The organism is Bacillus cereus group sp. N12 (assembly GCF_016483575.1).
GTDB lineage: Bacteria > Bacillota > Bacilli > Bacillales > Bacillaceae_G > Bacillus_A > Bacillus_A toyonensis.
Map to the genome: position 1 here is coordinate 118,395 of NZ_JAEHBO010000005.1, position 18,923 is coordinate 137,317.

Sequence of the window (18,923 nt, forward strand, 5' to 3'; positions counted from 1 at the left end):
ATTCCCTCTAATATTTCATTATATTAGAGGGAATCGATTTCATTAATTTTATATCTTAACAGATGAAGATTAAAAACACTTTGAATCGCTAGCCCAAAATTTCTATATCTATATAATTGATAACACATTAATTTCATAGATATTCAATTCTCTTTGCTTGAGAAGGTATACCATTCCATCTTGAAATAATTAATTTTCACTTAACCAATATATGTTTTTGGATCCATAGCATTGCTCTTCTGTGCATTCCATTCACCTTTATGGATTTCAAAATGTAAGTGCTGTCCTTCAGATTGTCCTGTATTCCCCATTATGCCAAGTTGTTGTCCTCGCTTCACTTTTTGACCAGCAGAAACAGAACGACTCTTTAAATGAGCATATACAGTCGTATATGTTTGTCCGTTAATATTGTGAGAAATAAACACAACATTACCATAGCTTGTAGAATAATAAGAGCGAGTGACTACACCTTCTGCGGCGGCAACAACCGGCACTATTCCTGAAGCAGCAATATCTAATCCGTGATGCATTTGCCTACCACGTTTCTCAAATCCAGAAGTATATCTTCCTACAGCTGGTTGAATAAATTCATTTGTTGTATTTATCTCTTGGGATTGTCGCTGCTCCTCTGCATCAGTCTCACTTGTTTTTGATAGGAATTTACTTGATACATAACCGTTTTTACCGTTGTAATTAATTTTTTTCCATCCATTTTGTTCAAATAGAACTTGTACTTTTATTCCTTTTGATAAAGCACCGATTACACCATGATTTGTACCAGCACCGCTTCTTACATTTAACACGCTTACGTTAACATAGTAGTCATCAACTGTTGCTCCAGTAGATGGATTACTTGTTTCAGGTTTTAGTGGTGTACCTCTTTTAACAAATTTTACATATTCACTGCTTACATAACCAGTTCTTCCATTATGATTAATTTTCAACCAGCCATTTTCAACGCCAGTTACTTGCAATGTTCGTCCGTTTAATACACCACCAATTACACTATGGTAAGTAGCAGGACCTGTACGCACACGTAAAGATGTAGCGTCTACAATGTATATACCGTCAGCTTGAACCGTAACATTATTTTGTTGTTCATTTGCATTAGAACCACTCTTTGAAATGTAATCTTTACTAATATAGGCGTCTTGTCCTTTATAGTTAATTTTGAACCAATTTTGTACTTCACCAGTCACTGGAACTACTTGTCCTTTATACATAGAACCTAAAATCGTGTGGGAAGTACTTGGACCTGTACGAACGCGGAGGGAGGATACGTTAACTTTGTAATCCCCACTCGCTACTTGAAATTCCCCATTGTTATTGTCGCTTCCATTTGAGCCACTGTCTTTCACAAATTGACTGCTTACATAACCCACTTTTCCATTATGGTTAATTTTCAACCAGCCGTTATCTTCTCCAATAACTTGTAAAACTTTCCCTTCATACACGCGCCCCATTATTGCACTAGATGTATTTGGCTGTGTGCGGACACGTAGAACATTCGTATTTACTGTTACTTGATTTTCATATTTTACTACATCAGTAGTTTGCTCATGCTTCGTGTCTTTTTGTATAACAGTATTTTTCGCTTGAGCAGTACTAATAAATACACTTCCTGTAACAGAAGCTACTGCTACACTAGCTAAAATTTTTTTCATAAGTATAAAACACCTTCCTACAAACATATTCAAGTATCATTATGTTTTTATGTTAACTTCCATTTCTTTTCATTCTAACTATTCAGGAAAAGTATCCTTTTATTATCCACCATCTATACCTAGTAATAAAAGAAACTTAAATCCATTACACTTTGAAAATTCTCTCATTGCTTCAATCTAACACTACACAATGTAGTTTTAATTTCCAAAAAAATAGCTACAAATGATCACCTATAATTAATACTACAAAAATAAAAAAATCATAATTTAGGCCTTCTTCATTTAACTTATACTTTTGCTTAAATATACCTGCCCCCCCTTTCACACTACGAATTGTAGTATAAAATAAAAGAAAGGTCAAATATAAGTATTTAGCCTTTTGTAACTACAATACATTACATTTATCCATTTCTAATCTAATCATAAATAATTATGTTTTTTAATCTCTAAATAACCAAAAAACATTTTTACCTTGTAAACTCTTCCTACAGAATAGCTCTCTCTTATTGTCTGAACTTTCATAAAAATAATATTCCAATTCACAACATGACATATAAAAGCAGCAATCTACTAAGATAACTGCTTTACATTATGATAAACTACATGAATTTCACATTATTCCGGCTTATTAGGAATATTAGGGTTTGGAACATACTCAGATGTGTAATCTGTATATTTTACTTCCGTTACCATCCCTGCTGAAGCATGGTGTAGATCGTGACAGTGGAACATCCACTCACCCGGATTGTCTGCTACAAAAGATACTTCATATTCTTCTCCTGGTTTTAGATTTAATGTGTCTTTAACAATTGGAGAACCTTCAATCGGTTTTCCATCATTACTTAATACTTGGAAGAAATGACCGTGCAAATGCATCGGGTGATCGTCTCTTTTAGAGCGATTTACTAATTTCACTTTTACTAAGTCACCCTTTTTCACTAGAATTGGATCGATATCTGGAAATACTTTTCCGTTAATTGTATAAACCATTTCATTTCCATTCATTTTCGTATTCAAGTCCATATTATATGTGGCAGTATACTGCTGCTCTAGTGTGAAATTACCTAATTTTTTCTCACCATATTTCGTCATATCTAATTTCGGTAGTTTTTCTTTTTCATTTGCTCTGTCTTTCATCTCTTTACTACCTTCATATTCAATAATGGTTTTCATTCCTTTTGCACCTTTATTTGCTGAATGGTCTTCAACATACCATTTCCCAGGATTGTTAGCAGTAAATTCAACATCATAGCGTTCACCCGGTGCGATTGAAATTACTTTATCCTTTATAACTTTTGGATCGTTTATTGGTTGACCATCTGTCGCAACTACTTTTATATCATGACCGTGAACGTGTATATCATGTGATAGATAACCAGCATTAACGAGTCGAAGACGAACTTTATCACCCTTTTTCACTTTTAACGGCTCTACTAAATCACCGCTTTTACCATTGATTGTGAATAAGTTATACATACCCATATCATGACCTTCCATCTTCATATTTCCATGGTCCATTCCTGCCATATTACCAGAGTCTTTTTTATCACTACCCATGTTCATACCTGAATGATCCATGCCTTTCATATCATCATTCTTTTTCGTATTTTCATTATCCTTAGATTTATTACCTTTTTGCGCTTTTGTCATTTCTTTTAACTGCTTATTAATTTCTTCTTTATCTGTTATCCATTCATCTAACATTAACGTGTAATCTTTATCATACTTTTCATTTGTATCCTCTACAATAAGGGCACCATATAAGCCTCTATCTAGTTGATTTACAGAATCTTGATGTGAATGATACCAATACGTTCCTGGTACGTTCGCTTCAAATTCATAGGTGAAACTTTTTCCTGATTCAACCGCATCTTGTGTCACGCCTGGAATTCCATCCATGTTATTTGGGACAGGATACCCATGCCAATGAATAGATACTGGTGCGGGTAATTCATTTTTTAATGTCACTTTAACCTTTTCACCTTTTTTCACCCTAATTTCCGGACCCGGGGATGAACCATTAAATGTCCAGACTGGAACAATAATACCGCTACTTAGCTTTTGTTTTTCTTCTTTCGCTACTAAAGTAACTTCTGGCCCTTTTACAACTTTCAATGGCTTTGTAGCCGTTTCAGTCTGTGTTGTTTTTTTATCATTCATATTTTTATGATCATTTGTGGTATTTGTGGTCGCAGAACATGCAGCAATTAAAGATATTACGGAGACTGTAACTGCTTTTAATACAAATCTCTTCATAGAAAATCCCTCCTTTTTCTTTTTCAAGATTATTATAGAAGATAATTTTCAAGAAAATATGGAGATATAAAATGAGCAAAATAAAAAGGCACCCAAAATTGAGCGCCTCTTCTAACTATTATTTTGTAACAACTTCATCTTCTTTTACATTTACATTATTGTTACTCATAAACCCTTCAATCTCTTCAACTGTTCTAATGATATCTTTTGACAAATTTTCATAGCCATCTTTTGTTACAAGGATATCATCTTCAATACGAATACCAATTGATTCTTCTTCAATATATAGACCTGGTTCAATCGTAATAACCATACCCTCTTCTAATACTCTTTCTTTGTATGTTCCAACATCGTGAGTATCTAAACCAAGAAAGTGACTGACACCATGATAATAATATTTAGATAGTTCCTCATCTTCTTGAATTAAACCAATAGCTTTACACTCTTCTGCTAGTACCTTTTTTGTATGCTCATTTAATGCAGCAAAATTTAAGCCTGGCTTAATAATCTCTGTTGTTTCTTTCAATGCTTTTAATACAATATTATAGATTTGTTTTTGGCGACTAGAGAATGTTCCATTTGCCGGGAAAGTATAACTAATATCAGCGTTATAATAGTCTTTTTGAGCACCTAAATCTAGCAGTACTAAATCACCATTTTGAATTTGTGCATCATTATCTTCATAATGAAGAACTGTTGCATTTTTCCCACTTGCCAAAATTGTATTGAACGCATGATGCTTAATCCCAGATGACTTCAGTGTGAAATCAAACTGAGCTTCTAATTCATATTCCATCATGTCTGCTTTTGCATGCTTTAACACATTGTAAATACCGTCTTTCGTAACAGCAATTGCTTCTTTAATGATTTCAATTTCTTCCTCTGTTTTAAACACTCGTAATTCACAAATTTCCGGGTATACATTACCAATTGTTATGTGTGGGTACTGTTCTCTTACATGTTTAGCAAATGCTAATGTTTTTGTCTCTGTACCATTCCATTCACGACGCTCTAAATCTAAATATAGATGCTTCACATTTTCTGTAAAAAGTATATTTGACATTGTCTTTTCAAAGCTATCTAAATATACAACTTTCTTTATACCCGAAATTTTCTCTGCTTCTTCGTTAGAAACTGTTTTACCGACCCACTTTTCCATTACTGGATCTGACTTTTCAATAAATAGTGTTTCTTCAACACTATTTCCAACCTTTTTCAACATGAAAATAACATTTGGTTCATCGATTCCTGTTACATAGTAAAAATTCCGATTCGGCACAAATTTATAATGGGCATCTGCTGACATATGAGGTGCTTGTCCAGCAAATAAAATCGTAATCGATTCATCATGTAATGTTTTCGCTAATCGTTCTCTATTTTGAGCAAAAAATGTTGATTTCATAATAATCCCCCTAGCGTTCTATGTATAATTTTGAAACTGATTATCCAATATAATTCATTCTATTATTGTTATAATTTTTCGTCAATTAATAATGTTTATATAGAAGATAAACTTTCATTACTAGGCATCTAATCACTCCACAATTTCTTGACATTTATTCCATATACTTAACATCACATATATATAAGAAAGGAGCCTACAAACGTGAAACATTACGTAGGACTAGCCATTACTTCATTATTTATCATTACAGGATGCTCTAATAACGTAGAAACACCACCAGTAAAAAAAGAAACAGTTCAATCTCAGCCCCAAAATAAAGATAACGCAAATACGATTCCGCAAAACTTCTATAAAGAAATTACATCTGGAAAAATAGCGCACATTCACGGAATTGGCTATGCAGGAAATATGCCTGGTATTTCTATCGCAACTCATAATGGTATAAAAGTTTATCAAAATGGAAAATGGTTTGAAACTGCTACACAGTTACACGATTATATGGGCTTTCAGGCAACTAAAAATGGATTTTTTGCTAGTGGGCATCCGGAACCAGGTGCAAATTTAAAAAACCCTTTAGGATTAATGAAAAGTTCTGATGGCGGCAATAACCTGGAAAAGCTAGCATTCTATGGAGAATCTGATTTTCATAACCTTGCTGTCGGATATAATTCGGAAGCGATTTATTTATACAATGAACGTCCTAATTCTAAATTACAACAAGGTTTTTATGTCAGTACGGACAACGGACAAGAATGGAAAAATAGTAAGTTAAAGGGGCTTTCAAGTACAATCCATGCATTTTCAGTACATCCGGATCAAGCGAGTGTAGTCGCAGTAAGTGCTAAAGATGGTGTTTATTTATCTACAGATTACGGGAATACATTTGAACTATTCTCTAAATCACTTGAATCAACCGCAGTTACATTAAATAATGAAGATGCTATTTATGCCTCTATCAATAAGAAAGGTGAACAAATGATTACGAAAAAATCAATTGCTACAAATGAAGAGGTAAACATACAAGTTCCATCATTAGATGCTAAAGATAACATGATGTATATTGCACAAAACCCTCAAAATTCATCTGAGATAGTTCTTGCTACAATGCAAGCAAATGTATTCCTTTCCACAGATGACGGTAAAACGTGGAAACAGATTACTAAAAATGGCATATTACAATTTAATTAGAAAGGTGAATATAACGTGTTTTCAACAATTAGCGAGTGGAGTTATCAACTCATGTCTCCTTTAATGGATGTCGCGAATGCTACGAAATCAATCCCTCTTTTATTTGCGTTTTTATTAGGCATAGTGGGTACCCTTGCTCCATGCCAATTAACAGGAAACATTAGCGCCATTACAATCTATGGCAATCAATCTTTACAAAAGGGAAATATCTGGAAACATATATTGTTATTCATTTTAGGAAAAATAATAGCTTTTACGACACTTGGACTATTAGTATGGTTCTTAGGAAAAGAGATTCAGCAAATATTAACTTTGTATTTCCCATGGTTACGTAAACTGATCGGACCTTTATTAATAATAATGGGGGTAATATTATCAGGTATTATAAAAGGTAGAAACTTCTTCTCTACCATCTTCCCTATCACATCTATACGAAAACAAAATGAAGTCAGCTCATTTTTCCTTGGGTTCTTCTTTTCGTTAGCTTTCTGCCCTACTATGTTTGTGCTATTTTTCGGAACATTAATACCACTCTCTTTAACATCTAATTACGGGTATTTATTTCCTACCTTTTTCTCTATAGGAACTGCTCTACCTGTCGTTATATTACTGTCCATTATCTCCTACCTAGGCTTAAATGGAACACCACTTAAAAAGAGCCGAAAAATAGGGAAAAATATTCAGCGTATAGCTGGTGTACTTCTCGTTTTAATCGGACTTTATGATACCGCCCTATATTGGTAATACATACAAAAGGTAAGCTTCAATGAAATAAGCTTACCTTTTGTATCATTTTATTCATTTTTCTTTTGTTGTAATTGTGTTAGCAAATTCGTAACAAACGCGAGAAACAATGGATCTTTCTCTTTTTTAGGCGACCACTGCATAATGAGTTGCCGCGGGATTTCAATGTCTATCGGTTGCACGATAAAGTCATGAATAATTTGTTTATGAAGTCCTGATAACGGAACGATCGTTATACCGTTAACTTGTAAAGTAAGTGCTAATGCCGAGCTAATTGACTCTGACTCCATCACTTTATTCACTGTTATTTCGTTTTTCATTAAGTATGGTTCAAGTACTTCTTTACAACCAGAAAGTGGCATAATAAAAGGATAATTTTTCAACTCTTTACTAGTAAGATTAGGTGGAATATTCTTTGAAGAAACGATAACATAAGGATCTTCACCAATAACTTCATAGTGAAATCCTGGTATTAGATTTTCTTTTATAGAAATAGAAAAATCAGCACTTCCAGCAGACAGCCAATTTAAAACTTCTTGATAGCTTCCCTCTCTAACTGCAAGCACGTACTGACTTTGATCAATATTACCTAATTGGATACACTCTGCCAAACAATATACAGTAACGGAAGGATACGTAGCTAATACAATCTTATACAAACTTTTATTCTTCAAGTGTAAAGCTGTTTCTTCAAGATTTTCATACTCCATTAGAAGTCGTTCTACACAAACTAAAAATTCTTTTCCATTTTCAGTTAACATCGTTCCTTGTCTAGAGCGCTCAAATAAAGTTAAAGCATATCGTTTCTCTAGTTTGTTTATAATATGCGTTATTGCTGGCTGTGTCATATGTAATTCCTTAGCTGCTAAACTAATGCTGTTCAACCGAGCCACATATTTAAAAACTTTAAAATCAAAGACGTTCATTCTGTTCTCCTTATATAAAAGATATTTATATCATCTATAAATAACCTTCATTATATTTATCAAACTACTTCCTATACACTAAGTATACACTATCAATTTTACAAAAAAATAAAGCATATAAACATTAGAGGAGTGTTGATTAAATGAGTACTTACGTTTTAGTACATGGAGCATGGCAAGGTGAATGGGCATGGGAATTAGTAAAACCTCAACTAGAGGCTTTAGGTCACACTGTTATTACACTAGACTTACCTGGAAGCGGGAAAGATACAACTCCTTCACAAAATATAACGTTAGATTCCTATGTTGATGCAGTAACAGCTACTATAAATCAACAAACTGAAAAAGTTATTGTTGTTGGACATAGTATGGGTGGAATTGTGATCACTCAAACCGCTGAACTTATACCGAATAAAATCGATAAATTAGTATATCTTTGTGCATTCTTACCACAAAACGGAGAAAGCCTTGGCAGTAAATTAGATGGTGAAGCTGGTCCACAATTTTCAATAAATGAGAACGACATGACAGCTGAACTTATACCTAATCTAATTGAAAAAACATTTTTAAATGCTACCGAAAATGAAGAGATTAAAGAAGCATCTTCCAAAAAAATGCGTCCTCAGCCACTAGGACCATTTCAACAACAGCTAAAAATTTCTGAAGAAAACTTCGGAACTGTAGATCGCATTTATATTGAAACAACTCTAGATAGAGCGATTCCAATTGATTTTCAGCGCCGAATGAATACAGAAACTCCATGCTCGAAGATTATTACTTTAGAAGCTGATCATTCTCCCTTCTTTTCAAAAGCAACAGAACTTGTGAATTGTTTACATGCGTTAAGCTAAATTTCATTTAATGAAAATAGACACCCGCGGGTGTCTATTTATTATGCTAACTAAGGATTGTATGTTCTTCTCTACATTTGCATTCCCTTTTGCTTCATCTCCCACTTTTTATACAGTAATACTGCACCAAATAAGAATACCCCCGCAACAAATGAACCTACTGGTAACATCTTTATCATTTCATCTGGAAATACGAGCGGCAGTAATGGAAATGCATATGCTGCTGGAATACGTACACTAACTATTTTTAATAAAATAAGCATTAAAATCATATTTAATAAAGTGACTATAATCCATGAGTCGATTGCAAAGTACAATAAAGTTCCAACAGTTGCAGATGTAGTTAATACTACTATTTGTTTACATACCATTTTTTCATTGTACATCGGTTTTTGAAGTGATTCATACACAACAACTAATATTGGCGGAATAACCGCTAATTGTTCATGACCAGTGATCCAGCATATACTTATCCAAATGAAATTTAGTATTAGAAATACAGCCATATATTTATATTGGATGTTAACTTTTCTCTCAATACCGCTATTCAATTTAAAAACAAGGACACCAAGCATTAAAATAAATGTTAAAACGAAGACTGAGATAACAAATGACCATTCAGTCGCATTTGTCACTAAAGGTAATAAACCTGTCGCAATAGATGGTGCAAAATTTGATTGTATAATACGTAAAAACAGCATCATGAATATAAGTGTTACGCTTACTTTTGCTATATAAGCTAAATCCATTTGATTCACGATAAACCCAATACCAGCTGTTATTGACGGTGCAATAAAGATTTTTTCTGGCTGCCTTAACCAACCTGGCTCACGATACGCCCATAAAGCAATTGCCATCGCTGCTATTTCCGGCAAAATGACTTCCGGATCATTTAATAACACACCCGCTGTAACCATAGCTAAAATAAAGAAAATAGCAATCGTATATGAGATGATTGTTTCTTTTTTTGAAATTACTGCATTCATTATTACATACTCCCTTTACTTACTACTCTCACAATGTAAAACAAAATTTAATATACCCTACTAAGGTATTGTATATTAATATCTTTTCCATTTCAAGTATTCGTAATTTTTTCATTTTTCATCACCCATTAAACTTACAAAAAAAGGATTTTTATAGGCGTTGACACTCATTGAAAGATAGGTTACAATAACTATACATTAGTAAGTAACTAATGTAATTAAATCTAACTTGAGGTGAAAACAAATGAAAAACATTTTATTCCGTATTAACGAATTATCAAAAAAAGAAAAAACATCTGGATTAACAGTTGATGAAAAACAAGAACAACAAATGTTACGTCAAAACTATACAAAAACATTTCGTGGAAGTTTAGATTCCATTTTATTAAACACAAAAATTGTCGATTCAAATGGTTTTAATGTTACACCAGTTGCATTACAAGATGCTCAAATTCGTTTGAAATTAAGCAAATGAAATTAAAACTAAAGAAACAATTGTATAAAACATAAAAGAGCTGGACTTTTCATAATGAAATTCCAGCTCTTTTTCTACTTAATATTGTTGTTTTTGCAATGTAACATACGAGCGATACATCGCAATTCTCCACGACACAATCATCGCAAATGCGAGTAAGAAAAACATCCCGCTTAATTGTGCTAAATCAAGTGTTTGGCTTAAATATGATTTTAATGCGACTCGTACAGCTAATAAACCAATCAAAATAAATATAAATGCTTTTGACGGTTTCATATATATATGTTCGCCTCTTATTTCGAACTTAGTTGTTTTAATAAGAAATATAGAGAAAATAAGTCCTGCGACAATTGCCTCTACTATTTCTAACGATGTTAATCGGAATTCCGGTAAGAAGAACATCATGGCGCCAGTACTCATAAAAATTGGCGGCAAAATAATTTTCTTTTTCGTAACCGGCTTTTTCGCTGACTTAAAGCGAAGAAACATAACACCAACGGCCATACAAACTGCTACGATACTTGATAAAAGTGCTACACTCATACTCTCCACTCCTATCTATTTAATAGACTTTTTGAGTAAAATCATAAACCAAACGAAACCGATACTTATAATAACATGACCTAATCCAGCCATATGGCTTAAACCGTTAAAGTCAGTTCCATTTACTTGTAGAAGACCTCTACATACCATTGTTACGATAGTAATAATTAATCCTGTATTATATACAACAAACCAGGCATGAAAACTTTTTGTTTCTTGTATTTGAAATACTTTAGCTAAAGCAACAGCGACTAAAAAGAATATGAATCCAAGCACTAGTACGTGTGTATGTACTAATTGCAACATAGTGGAACCTTTAATTCCTTGTGCTTTCGTATACTCTCGCGCAAATACTCCTGATAATAAACCAATAATTAAGTAAATGAATGCTGCATTATATAATTTCTTCATTCTATTCCTCCTGCTGTAAACTTTCCATATTCGCTGCAATCATTTTACGCAAAGTTTATGAACGGAATATGAACAAAATATTACATTCTATTTTTAAAGAACAAAAAAGCCATTCCACAATTATTAATTGCGGAATGGCTTTTCAACTTATTTTAAATCATCAATTGTGAAAGCACCAGGAAGTAACTGCTCAACAGTCACTTCTTTTTCGTCACCTTTTACATTCGTTAGTAAAACTCGCATTTTCGGATCACAAAATTCAGCAATCACTTGTCTACAAGCACCACATGGTGAAATAGGTCCGTCAGTTTCTCCTGTAATGACTAAGTAACTAAAGTCGCGCTCCCCTTCTGATACTGCTTTGAATATTGCTGTTCTTTCTGCACAGTTACATAAACCGTAAGAAGCATTTTCTATATTACAACCAGTATAGATTTTACCTTCTTTCGTAACTAATGCTGCACCAACCGGAAATTTTGAATACGGAATATACGCTTTCGATAACATCTTATTTGCTTCTTCAATATATTTTTTCTTATCCATATTATTTCCTCCTCAAAGTAAATGTAATGTTAATTAGTCAGTAATAACAGTATGAACTAATTTAGGAGCCACTGCTGTTTCAGCGATAGAAATATTTTCATAAATTTTTGCTTTTACATCTTCTACATTTTCACGATTTGCGTAGATCGTTACGAATGGCTCGCCTTCTTTTACTGCATCGCCAACTTTTTTACGTAACATTAAACCTACAGCTAAATCGATTTCATCTTCTTTCGTTGCACGGCCTGCACCAAGTAACATTGCAGCGATACCGATTTCATCTGCAACAATATTTGAAATCACGCCTGAAGTTTTAGCAGGTACATCAATTACATACTTCGCTTGTGGCATTTTTTCTGGATTGTCTACAATCGAGCTATCTCCACCTTGATTGCTTAAGAACTCTTTAAATTTCTCAGTTGCTTTTCCGTTTTTCATAACTTCAATTAACATTTCACGAGCTTCTTCTAACGTATTTGCTTTTTTCGCAAGTACGACCATTTGACTTCCTAATACAAGTACTAATTCTGTTAAATCTTCTGGCCCTTCACCTTTTAACGTATCAATTGCTTCTTTCACTTCTAGGGCATTACCAATCGCAAAGCCAAGAGGTTGTGACATATCTGAAATAACAGCCATCGTTTGACGTCCTACATTATTTCCGATGCGTACCATTGCATGTGCTAATTCTTTTGCATCTTCTTCTGTTTTCATAAATGCACCTGCACCTGTTTTTACATCAAGTACGATTGCGTCAGCACCAGCTGCAATTTTTTTACTCATAATTGAACTTGCGATTAGAGGAATTGAATTTACTGTTCCTGTTACATCACGTAATGCATAAATCTTTTTATCAGCAGGTGTTAAGTTTCCTGTTTGTCCGATAACAGCTACTTTGTCACGGTTTACAATATCAATGAACTGCTCTTTCGTAATTTCAACGTGGAATCCTTCCACTGCTTCTAATTTGTCAATTGTTCCGCCCGTATGTCCTAAACCACGACCTGACATTTTTGCTACTGGTACATCTAAAGCAGCAACTAATGGTCCTAATACTAATGTAGTTGTATCACCAACACCGCCAGTTGAATGCTTATCTACTTTAATGCCTTCAATTGCTGATAAGTCGATCGTTTCTCCAGACTCCACCATTGCCATCGTTAAATCTGCACGTTCACGATCTGTCATATCTTTAAAGAAGATTGCCATTGCAAGTGCACTCACTTGATAATCAGGAATACTTCCGTCTGTATATCCATTAATAAAGAATTTGATTTCTTCAGTCGTTAATTCTTTGCCGTCACGTTTTTTTGCAATAATATCTACCATTCTCATTACAATCACCATTCCTTTTTATATGATATGAATCTATTAAAATAATAAACCAACGATTGTTGCTGATAAGAAACTTACTAGCGTTGCACCGAAGAGTAATTTCAAACCAAATCTTGCGACTACATTCCCCTGCTTTTCATTTAAGCTCTTAACTGCCCCTGCAATAATTCCAATTGAAGAGAAGTTTGCAAATGAAACTAAGAATACAGATATAATCGCTGTCGTTCTGTCTGAGAAATTAAAGTTCCCTTGCGCTAAATCTGTCATAGCGACAAATTCATTCGATACAAGTTTTGTTGCCATAATATTACCGGCATTAACTGCTTCATGCCATGGAACACCCATAATAAATGCAAATGGTGCAAATACATAACCAAGAATTTCTTGGAATGAAATACCGATTACACCTTTAAATACTGCATTAATGAATGCGATAAGAGCAACGAAACCAACTAACATAGCTGCTACTGTAATCGCAACTTTAAATCCATCGATAATGTATTCCCCTAGTACTTCAAAGAAAGTCTTCTTCTCTTCTTCTTGCACTTCTAACATATCTTCTTCTTCAGTAACTTCATACGGGTTAATGATAGAAGCAATGATAAAGCCACCGAATAAGTTAAGTACTAAAGCGGTTACAACATATTGCGGTTTTAATAACACCATGTATGATCCAACGATAGACATAGAAACTGTAGACATTGCAGATGCACATAATGTGTACATTCTTTTCTCTGGCAATAATCCTAGTTGTTTCTTAACTGAAATAAATACTTCAGACTGCCCTAAAATCGCAGAAGCTACCGCGTTATATGATTCTAGTTTACCCATTCCATTTACTTTACTTAATGCTAGACCGATAGATTTCACAATAATAGGTAATACTTTAATATGTTGCAAAATACCAATTAAAGCTGATATAAATACGATTGGCATTAATACACTTAAAAAGAATGAAAACTCTTTTTGATTTACTAATCCACCAAATACGAAATTCACACCATCAGCGGCATATTTTAATAATTCCCCAAAACCATCTGCTATTCCGCTAATTAATATATTCCCTACACTTGTATTTAATAGTAAAAAACCCAAAATGAATTGTAATATAACCATCGTTATGATTGGACGATATTTGACTTTCTTTCTATCATTACTAGCAAGCCAAGCGATACCTAAAATCAATACGAGGCCAAAAACACCGATTAAGTATTTCATAAGCCGTCTCCTCCCATTCGTATCCGCTTACATTCTTTTCAATTGTTAAAGCAATAGATACACTATACTTTGTGTATCTATCGCTTTTCACACTTTATTAATTAGTAGTTATCTGTAGCACCTTTTGCATCGTTTAATACGATTGCAACACTAGCGCTTGCTCCAACACGAGAAGCTCCAGCAGCTACCATTTTATCTGCATCTTCACGTGTACGAACTCCGCCAGATGCTTTTACACCAACGTTTGGTCCTACCGTTTTACGCATTAATGCGATATCTTCAGCAGTTGCTCCGCCAGTTGAGAATCCAGTTGAAGTTTTTACGAAATCAGCGCCAGCTTTTACTGATAATTCACAAGCACGAACTTTTTCTTCGTCTGTTAGAAGGCAAGTTTCAATGATTACTTTTACAAGAGCTTTTCCTTTTGCTGCTTGTACTACTTCATAAATATCTTTTTCAACGAACTCATTGTCGCCATCTTTTAAAGCACCTACATTGATTACCATATCAACTTCAGTTGCACCTTTTGCGATAGCATCTTTTGTTTCGAATGCTTTTGTTTCAGTAGTGCTTGCACCTAATGGGAAACCGATTACAGTACAAACGTCTACATCATGTCCAGCTAATTCTTCAGCAGCTAGCTTTACCCATGTAGGATTAATACAAACAGAAGCGAATTTATATTCCTTTGCTTCCTCGATTACTTTCATAACATCTTCTTTTGTAGAATTAGCTTTTAAAATTGTATGGTCAATTAACTTTGCAATATTCATTATTATCACTCCTCATATCTTTTAACAACTTCATTCTAACTCTTAGTTGAACAAATGTAAATATACTTTTGAAATTTTGTTCATTTTTTTAAAAAGGAATTTTCTTGTAGTAAATAAAGCGCATTCTAACTAAGAAACAATTCACGTTTAAAATCAAAACTTTTATATTAACAATGGTAGTATGTATCTCAATATCCATAATTATTTTTAAAAAGGCAATTTGTATTCAAAAAACACTCCCATAATTCATACATAACAAAATAAAAGGCTTTCTCAAGATGTTAATTTTGAGAAAGCCTTTTATTTCTAACCTTTTTGATAATGTAACAGTTCTTTTGCTGTATGCTGATCAATAATTAATACATTTGCATACCCGCCACGTAACGCACCATCAATTGCTTGTATTTTTCTATTACCACCTGCAACTAAAATAGAACGTTTCTTTAATTTAAGTTCCTCTAACTCAATTCCAATGGTACGCTTATTAATTTCTTCACTACTAATATTTCCGTCTCCGTCAAAGAAACGTGAACAAATGTCACCGACAGCTTGTTTTTTCAGAATGTTCGTTTCATCCTTATCTAAATATCCTAATCGGAATAATAACGCTTCATCACGCACTGTTCCGACAGTGAAAACTGCAATATTTGCTTGTTTCCCCATTTCAATAATGTGATGAATATGTCGATCCTGCTCTACTAATTCTTTTGTCACCGCATTATCAAATATAACTGGGAGCGGTAAATTTCTTGGTGTCGTTTGAAAAGCCTCTGCAAATAAAGCAATGGTCTCATTCGCATATGTATTTACACTCGAATGACTAATACCACCTTTTAGCTGGACAACTTCTACACCTTTCACATGTTGTGGTACGATTTTCCTAGCGATTTCATACATCGTCATTCCCCAGCTTACACCGACGATATCACCGTTTTTCACTGTCTTTTCCATGTACTCAGCCGCATATTTACTAATATACTCAGTAATCGTTGCATATTCTGGCACTGGAGAAAATACTACATGCGCCTCTAACAAGTTGTACTTTTCTTTCAATAAATTCCCAACGTTATCTAAATCAGCAAATGGATCGGCTATACTAATTTGAACAAATCCTTTTTCTTTCGCGTACTTTAATAATCTAGAAATCGTCGGTCTTGAAATATTTAATTTGTTAGCAATTTCTTGCTGACTATAATCGGATTGATAATATAATCTTGCAACTTCAACGCTTAATTGTTGTTTATCTTTTTCCATAATAACTTATTACAAACCCTTTCCTGTATTTCCCTTTCGTTACAAGCATTATACAGCTTTATGCAAAAAAATTCGACTACCGAATTTTTACTAACTGAACTTCTACTTCACTTAGTATATACAATGAAACCTTTTTGTGTAGATTTACAAACTCAATATAGATACACTTGAAACATATAAATCGATTTATATGTAATTCATTCTTTTTTCTTTTTCTGTAGTAACGATAACAAAGCCGTTCAATAAGAAACATGAAACATCGTCTAAAAACTATTCAAATACCCCTCATAAACTGAAGATACTGTTTATGAGGGGTATTTATTCAATTTAAGTCTATAAAAATTGGATGGAAACAATGCACGTTCTCACTTATTTAGAATAAGAGAAAAGATGATGCTTTATTTGTTCAATAAAATAATGATGGTGTATATTATCGTTAGATACTCGACTTGCCATAATAGCTCCCTCCATTGAAGATGCAAGAAAAGAAGCAAGCGATATAATATCTATATCTTCTTTAAGTTCTTGTTTCTCTATTCCTTCCTTTATGAGAGAGGCCATTAACATTACTGTATCATCATAACCTTTTGCTGCTGCTTTTTGTAATTCTGGAAATACTCCAGTACTTTCAATTGCGCTATTAAGTAATGGACAGCCTCCAGCAATAGGAGGGTTATTAGCTGCATCTTGATATACAAGGAATATTGCAAGGATTTTATCGATTGCTGTCTTTTTATTTTCCATCGCTTTATGAAAATGGTTCCACATAATCTCACCACTTTTGTCGTAGGCAGCAAGGACAATTTCTTCTTTATTTTTGAATCTACGATAAATAGCTCCTTTAGATAGTTCAGTAGCTGTCATTATATCCTGAATGGATGTATAAGTTATCCCATTAGTATTAAATAAATATAAAGATGTTTCAATAATCTTTTCTTTTACCTTATCAACTTTAGTCATGCTTTGTGGTCCTCCTAATAAAACGAACTTAATATTCAAGGTGATTTTTACTATGATTTTTTTGAATTTTTATTGTAAGTATAAATAAGTTTAAAGCAAAAATATCTTATCAATCCCTATTTTATAGGAACCTAAAACAATACAGTTTGAGGTTCATTACATTATGTTATCTATAACATTCGAATGAATTTTCTGTTAATAATATGAACAATCGGTTAATTCAGTCATATTATACAACTAATTCTATTTAAAACCATAGAAGAAGTAAAAATATATAGTTAATTTTAATGTATAGACATATAACTATTATATATAATTTTTATTAATATGTTTAGCTAAAGGGATGAGCTACTCCCTCTTTCATTTCATTCTATAAAAGGGTAATCATTAATGATTGCTGTAATTTGATTGTAAATAAACAATCGATCTATAAACATACTCGGTTTTTACTATTTTGATTTTGTTAATAATTTGTAAAAAGGGTTTAAAAAACTAGAAATTTATAGTATCATTAGATTCCGGACCGAACCGTTCGGTCCGGAATCTTGTATAAATTAGAAGGAGAACCTTATGCAGAAAGAAAAATCAAAGATTCTAAGTAATTTAATTATGGAGGTAATAAGGTGAACTTTATTAAAATGAATCAAAAAGAACTTATTATGCTACTAGTTTATCCAATGTTTACACTATTTCAAATTGGCTTGTTCATATTATTTGGCATATCACTTTTAACTAATGTCAATTTAGTTGAATCAGAATTTGCTCTTGGTGCCATGAGCTTGACTATACCTACTATTCTAGGAGTAATGTTCTTTAGGAAAGAAATTATTCAAAGTTTTACTTATTTTAAAGAGAAGACAATTTTGAAAATAGTAAGTATTCCTATAGTGGTTTTATTTATGGTAATTGTGGAAAATTCTATTATGCATTTTCTAAATACAGGTCAACCAGAGAACCAAGAACAGGTCCTTACACAAGGGGCAGAGATTCCTATTATATTCACATTGCTCCTATTTGGAATTATGGGTCCAGTAATTGAAGAAATTATGTTTCGCCATATATTATTAAATCGTTTTTCGCGTTATGTTGGTACTGCTATTGCATCTATCATTTCAATTATAATTTTTACAGTACTTCATACGAACCAGCTTTCGGATATTGCTATTTATTTACCTGGATCGGTAATTCTTACTGCGGCTTATCTTATTTCTAACAGATCCATTGCATATGTTATGGCGATACATGTGTTAAATAATTCTATTGCTTTCATTCAAATGTACATGTCATAGTGAGACATATGTTAAACAATGGCATTACTTTCATTCTAAACTAGACTTGTTTCTGTTGCAGAGTTAAAAAATAGAGATAGATATTAATAAATGGGGAGTGCA

17 protein-coding genes and 1 pseudogene are annotated in these 18,923 nt (G+C 33.2%); 5 read left to right on the forward strand and 13 right to left on the reverse strand.

Going from position 1 to position 18,923, the window contains the following annotated elements; all coding sequences use genetic code 11:
* Positions 1–200: 200 nt before the first annotated feature.
* The 3 genes from JDS92_RS04705 to JDS92_RS04715 all read right to left on the reverse strand — a co-directional run bounded on the left by JDS92_RS04705 (position 201) and on the right by JDS92_RS04715 (position 5,322).
* On the reverse strand, positions 201–1,664 hold the full coding sequence (locus JDS92_RS04705) for an SH3 domain-containing protein (protein WP_199631570.1): 1,464 nt from the start codon (positions 1,662–1,664) through the stop codon (positions 201–203).
* A 615-nt stretch (positions 1,665–2,279) separates the two neighbouring features.
* Complete coding sequence (locus JDS92_RS04710) at positions 2,280–3,920, reverse strand: multicopper oxidase family protein (protein WP_199631571.1); 1,641 nt, start codon at positions 3,918–3,920, stop codon at positions 2,280–2,282.
* A gap of 118 nt (positions 3,921–4,038) precedes the next feature.
* Positions 4,039–5,322 carry an aminopeptidase P family protein gene (locus tag JDS92_RS04715; protein ID WP_000842958.1) on the reverse strand — a complete coding sequence of 428 codons (1,284 nt, stop codon included), beginning with the start codon at positions 5,320–5,322 and terminating at the stop codon, positions 4,039–4,041.
* A 204-nt stretch (positions 5,323–5,526) separates the two neighbouring features.
* On the opposite strand from JDS92_RS04715, the gene JDS92_RS04720 reads away from it, so the two are divergent.
* Positions 5,527–6,513 carry a F510_1955 family glycosylhydrolase gene (locus tag JDS92_RS04720; RefSeq protein ID WP_098226071.1) on the forward strand — a complete coding sequence of 329 codons (987 nt, stop codon included), beginning with the start codon at positions 5,527–5,529 and terminating at the stop codon, positions 6,511–6,513.
* Between the two features lie 15 nt (positions 6,514–6,528).
* A complete protein-coding gene (locus tag JDS92_RS04725) occupies positions 6,529–7,257 on the forward strand; it encodes an urease accessory protein UreH domain-containing protein (RefSeq protein ID WP_255257158.1) in 729 nt (242 codons plus the stop codon).
* Between the two features lie 50 nt (positions 7,258–7,307).
* Here JDS92_RS04725 and JDS92_RS04730 read toward each other — a convergent pair whose 3' ends face one another.
* Positions 7,308–8,183: a LysR family transcriptional regulator gene (locus JDS92_RS04730; RefSeq protein WP_001100321.1), complete on the reverse strand. Its 876-nt coding sequence runs from the start codon at positions 8,181–8,183 to the stop codon at positions 7,308–7,310.
* A 143-nt stretch (positions 8,184–8,326) separates the two neighbouring features.
* Here JDS92_RS04730 and JDS92_RS04735 point away from each other — a divergent pair, with 143 nt between their 5' ends.
* A complete protein-coding gene (locus tag JDS92_RS04735; RefSeq protein ID WP_000109315.1) occupies positions 8,327–9,034 on the forward strand; it encodes an alpha/beta fold hydrolase in 708 nt (235 codons plus the stop codon).
* Between the two features lie 71 nt (positions 9,035–9,105).
* Here JDS92_RS04735 and JDS92_RS04740 read toward each other — a convergent pair whose 3' ends face one another.
* Positions 9,106–10,020: a membrane protein gene (locus JDS92_RS04740; protein ID WP_000994708.1), complete on the reverse strand. Its 915-nt coding sequence runs from the start codon at positions 10,018–10,020 to the stop codon at positions 9,106–9,108.
* A gap of 244 nt (positions 10,021–10,264) precedes the next feature.
* Between JDS92_RS04740 and JDS92_RS04745 the strand changes: the two genes are divergently transcribed.
* The gene (locus JDS92_RS04745; RefSeq protein ID WP_000789785.1) at positions 10,265–10,495 is read left to right on the forward strand and encodes a DUF896 domain-containing protein; all 231 of its coding nucleotides are present in this window, start codon (positions 10,265–10,267) and stop codon (positions 10,493–10,495) included.
* 49 nt (positions 10,496–10,544) lie between these two features.
* On the opposite strand, the pseudogene JDS92_RS04750 reads toward JDS92_RS04745, so the two are convergent.
* From JDS92_RS04750 to JDS92_RS04785, 8 genes and pseudogenes are all read right to left on the reverse strand, one after another.
* Positions 10,545–11,038, reverse strand: a pseudogene (locus JDS92_RS04750) (CcdC family protein).
* Between the two features lie 15 nt (positions 11,039–11,053).
* Positions 11,054–11,449, reverse strand: a complete 396-nt coding sequence (locus tag JDS92_RS04755; protein WP_199631573.1) for a DUF2871 domain-containing protein — start codon at positions 11,447–11,449, stop codon at positions 11,054–11,056.
* A 147-nt stretch (positions 11,450–11,596) separates the two neighbouring features.
* A complete protein-coding gene (locus JDS92_RS04760) occupies positions 11,597–11,992 on the reverse strand; it encodes a cytidine deaminase (protein ID WP_000358537.1) in 396 nt (131 codons plus the stop codon).
* Between the two features lie 33 nt (positions 11,993–12,025).
* Positions 12,026–13,327: a pyrimidine-nucleoside phosphorylase gene (locus tag JDS92_RS04765; RefSeq protein ID WP_001983022.1), complete on the reverse strand. Its 1,302-nt coding sequence runs from the start codon at positions 13,325–13,327 to the stop codon at positions 12,026–12,028.
* A 36-nt stretch (positions 13,328–13,363) separates the two neighbouring features.
* Positions 13,364–14,545 carry a NupC/NupG family nucleoside CNT transporter gene (locus JDS92_RS04770; protein WP_000876190.1) on the reverse strand — a complete coding sequence of 394 codons (1,182 nt, stop codon included), beginning with the start codon at positions 14,543–14,545 and terminating at the stop codon, positions 13,364–13,366.
* A 101-nt stretch (positions 14,546–14,646) separates the two neighbouring features.
* The gene (deoC, locus tag JDS92_RS04775) at positions 14,647–15,318 is read right to left on the reverse strand and encodes a deoxyribose-phosphate aldolase (RefSeq protein WP_001017434.1); all 672 of its coding nucleotides are present in this window, start codon (positions 15,316–15,318) and stop codon (positions 14,647–14,649) included.
* Between the two features lie 306 nt (positions 15,319–15,624).
* The gene (locus JDS92_RS04780; RefSeq protein WP_000409788.1) at positions 15,625–16,572 is read right to left on the reverse strand and encodes a sugar-binding transcriptional regulator; all 948 of its coding nucleotides are present in this window, start codon (positions 16,570–16,572) and stop codon (positions 15,625–15,627) included.
* A 369-nt stretch (positions 16,573–16,941) separates the two neighbouring features.
* Positions 16,942–17,532 carry a TetR/AcrR family transcriptional regulator gene (locus JDS92_RS04785; protein ID WP_097954176.1) on the reverse strand — a complete coding sequence of 197 codons (591 nt, stop codon included), beginning with the start codon at positions 17,530–17,532 and terminating at the stop codon, positions 16,942–16,944.
* A 623-nt stretch (positions 17,533–18,155) separates the two neighbouring features.
* On the opposite strand from JDS92_RS04785, the gene JDS92_RS04790 reads away from it, so the two are divergent.
* The gene (locus tag JDS92_RS04790; protein WP_098226068.1) at positions 18,156–18,821 is read left to right on the forward strand and encodes a CPBP family intramembrane glutamic endopeptidase; all 666 of its coding nucleotides are present in this window, start codon (positions 18,156–18,158) and stop codon (positions 18,819–18,821) included.
* The last annotated feature ends 102 nt before the right edge of the window (positions 18,822–18,923 follow it).